Source organism: Marilutibacter maris, assembly GCF_006546735.2.
Taxonomy (GTDB): domain Bacteria; phylum Pseudomonadota; class Gammaproteobacteria; order Xanthomonadales; family Xanthomonadaceae; genus Marilutibacter; species Marilutibacter maris.
This window is the reverse complement of sequence record NZ_VICD02000042.1, coordinates 1-2,479: the sequence shown is the minus strand read 5'-3', so window position 1 is coordinate 2,479 and position 2,479 is coordinate 1. Positions and strand designations below refer to the sequence as shown.

General features: G+C 73.2%; 3 protein-coding genes. 2 read left to right on the top strand and 1 reads right to left on the bottom strand.

The window, feature by feature from the left end; translation table 11 throughout:
* Nucleotides 1–18: 18 nt before the first annotated feature.
* Nucleotides 19–1,326 (bottom strand): 2-octaprenyl-6-methoxyphenyl hydroxylase, encoded by a 1,308-nt coding sequence (gene ubiH / locus FKV24_RS03245; protein WP_249040896.1) that lies wholly within the window; start codon nt 1,324–1,326, stop codon nt 19–21.
* A gap of 123 nt (nt 1,327–1,449) precedes the next feature.
* Here ubiH and FKV24_RS03240 point away from each other — a divergent pair, with 123 nt between their 5' ends.
* Together FKV24_RS03240 and FKV24_RS03235 are read left to right on the top strand one after the other, a co-directional pair.
* Nucleotides 1,450–2,055, top strand: a complete 606-nt coding sequence (locus FKV24_RS03240; protein ID WP_141481224.1) for a DUF6580 family putative transport protein — start codon at nt 1,450–1,452, stop codon at nt 2,053–2,055.
* A gap of 54 nt (nt 2,056–2,109) precedes the next feature.
* On the top strand, nt 2,110–2,479 hold a 370-nt coding region (locus FKV24_RS03235), incomplete at its 3' end, for a cob(I)yrinic acid a,c-diamide adenosyltransferase (RefSeq protein ID WP_141481222.1).

Here is a 2,479-nt window from a genome sequence, read left to right as displayed (position 1 = left end):
CGTAACGGTCGCGCCGGCTCATGCGCCGCTCCCGGCCCGGCACAGCGCCGGCACCCGGCCACGGTAGCCCAGCGCGCCGCCGACGATCGCCGCCTGCACCGACGGCAGCCGGTCCAGCGCGAACAGCCCGGCACTGCGCAACGGGCGCAGCAGCGAGGCATCGTTCGCGGTCACCCGCGCCAGACCGTCGGAGAAGGCCAGGGTCTGCTCGCGATCGTCCCCGCGCCGGCGCACGTAGCGGGCCAACAGCCCGGCGTCGCCGCAATCGGCGGCCGGGTCGGCCGCGCGCGCGGCCTCGATCAGTTCGGCCAGGGTCAGCGCATCGCGCAGGCCGAGGTTGAAGCCCTGCGCGCCGATCGGATGCACGGTCTGCGCGGCGTTGCCGACCAGCACTGCGCGCGGCGCGGTCAGACGGCCGGCGACGGTCCGGATCGCCGGATAGGTGCTGGGCCGGCCACAGGCCAGGAAGCGGCCGACCCGCCATCCGAACGCCTGCTGCGCCCGTTCCAGGAACGCGGCCTCGTCCAGCGCGGCGACCGCGTCGGCCTCGTCGCGGGCGACCCCGTGGACCAGCCCGAAGTGACGGTCGCCGCGCGGCAGCAGCGCGGTCGGACCATGGTCGCCAAGACGCTCGTAGGCGGTGCCGTCGGGCGCCCGCTCGCTACGCAGGCGGGTGACGAACAGGGTCTGCCCGTAATCATGCGAATCGCAGGCGATGCCCAGGGCCTCGCGCACCTGGCTGCGGGTGCCGTCGGCGGCCACCAGCAGGCGGGTGCGCAGGACCCGCTCGCCGCCGCCGTCGGAAACCCGCACCGCGCGCGCGCCGTCGACCGGGCCCGGCTCCAGTCCGACGAAAAGCACCGGGCGATAGCGCATCAATCGCGGCAGCTCGGCCAGCCGCGCCTCCAGCGCATCGCCGAAGTCGCGGGCGATCACCACCTGGCCGAACGCCTCGCGACCGTGGTCGCGCGCCTCCAGCACCGCGCGGCCGAAGTCGCCGCGCCGGCTGACATGGATGCGACGGATCGCCCCGGTCGGCGCATGCAGCTTCTGCATCACCCCGAGCGCCTCCAGCGCATTGACCGTGGCCTCGGCGAAGCTGAGGTTGCGCTCGTCGAACACCGCCGGCAACGAGCCCGGCGGCGCCGCCTCGATCAGGCCGACGTCGAGCCCGATCCGATCGAGCGCGATCGCCAGGCTGGCGCCGACCAGGCCACCGCCGACGATCAGGACGTCGTGGCAGGTCGTAGTGGCGGGGTCCGGGCCCGATGCGTCGGAGCCCGAAGCGGATGTCGTGGAAGCGGAGGCGGCATTCGGCATGCCCATCAGTTTACCGGCATGGCGCCTCGGCGCCTGCCCCCGGGGAACGCAGGGGGCGGGCCCGCCGCGGTCCAGGCGGGCCGGTGGGGTATGCTAGACACCTTCCGTCCGTACCGGTTCCCCTGTCCGATGAAGCCCGCCGCCACCGCCTCCCCGTCCGCTCCCACCGGCCCCTCCGTCGGCACCTTCGTCGCCGGCCCGATGGTGCTCGCCGGCCTGATCCTGGCCGCGGCGCTGACCCGCCTGCTGCCGCACCCGCCGAACTTCTCGCCGGTCGCCGCGATCGCGTTGTTCGGCGGCGCCTACTTCGCCTCCCGGCAGTGGGCCTTCATCGTGCCGCTGGTCGCGATGCTGATCTCCGACCTGGCGCTGGCCTCGATCAACGGCGGCATCTACGCCAGTTGGTTCAGCGGCGTCGGCATCTGGCTGGGCTATGCCTGCGTGGCGCTGACCACGGCCCTGGGCTTCGGCCTGCGTGGCCGCGTCGGCGGCGGCCGGGTGCTGGGCTTCGGCCTGGCCGCGTCGGTGCTGTTCTTCGTGGCCAGCAACTTCGGCGCCTGGCTGATGATGCCGGAGTACCCGAAGAGCGTCGGCGGCCTGGGCATGGCCTATACCGCGGCGATCCCGTTCTTCCAGTGGACCGTGCTCGGCACCCTGTTCTACTCGGCGCTGCTGTTCGGCGGCTTCGCCCTGCTGCGCAGCCGCGTTCCGGCGCTGCGGGCGCAGACGGCATAAGGGACCGGGCTGTCGGGCCGCGGCTCCGGCAGTGACGTCCCCCGCCCCCCGATCATGGGTAACCGTCTCTCCAAGATTTACACCCGCACCGGCGACGATGGCAGCACCGGCCTGGGCGACGGCAGCCGCACCGGCAAGGACTCGGCCCGGGTCGCCGCCTATGGCACCGTCGACGAGGCCAATTCCTGCATCGGCCTGGTCCTCGCCTGCGACCATATCGACGACGATGTCCGCACCCTGCTGACCGGCGTACAACACCAGATGTTCGACCTCGGCGGCGAGCTGTGCATACCGGGCCACGCCGCGATCGGCGGCGAGGACGTCGAGCGCCTGGAAACGCACCTGGACCGGTTCAACGATGCCCTGCCGCCGCTGAAGGACTTCATCCTGCCCGGCGGCGGCGAGGCGGCGGCGCGCTGCCATG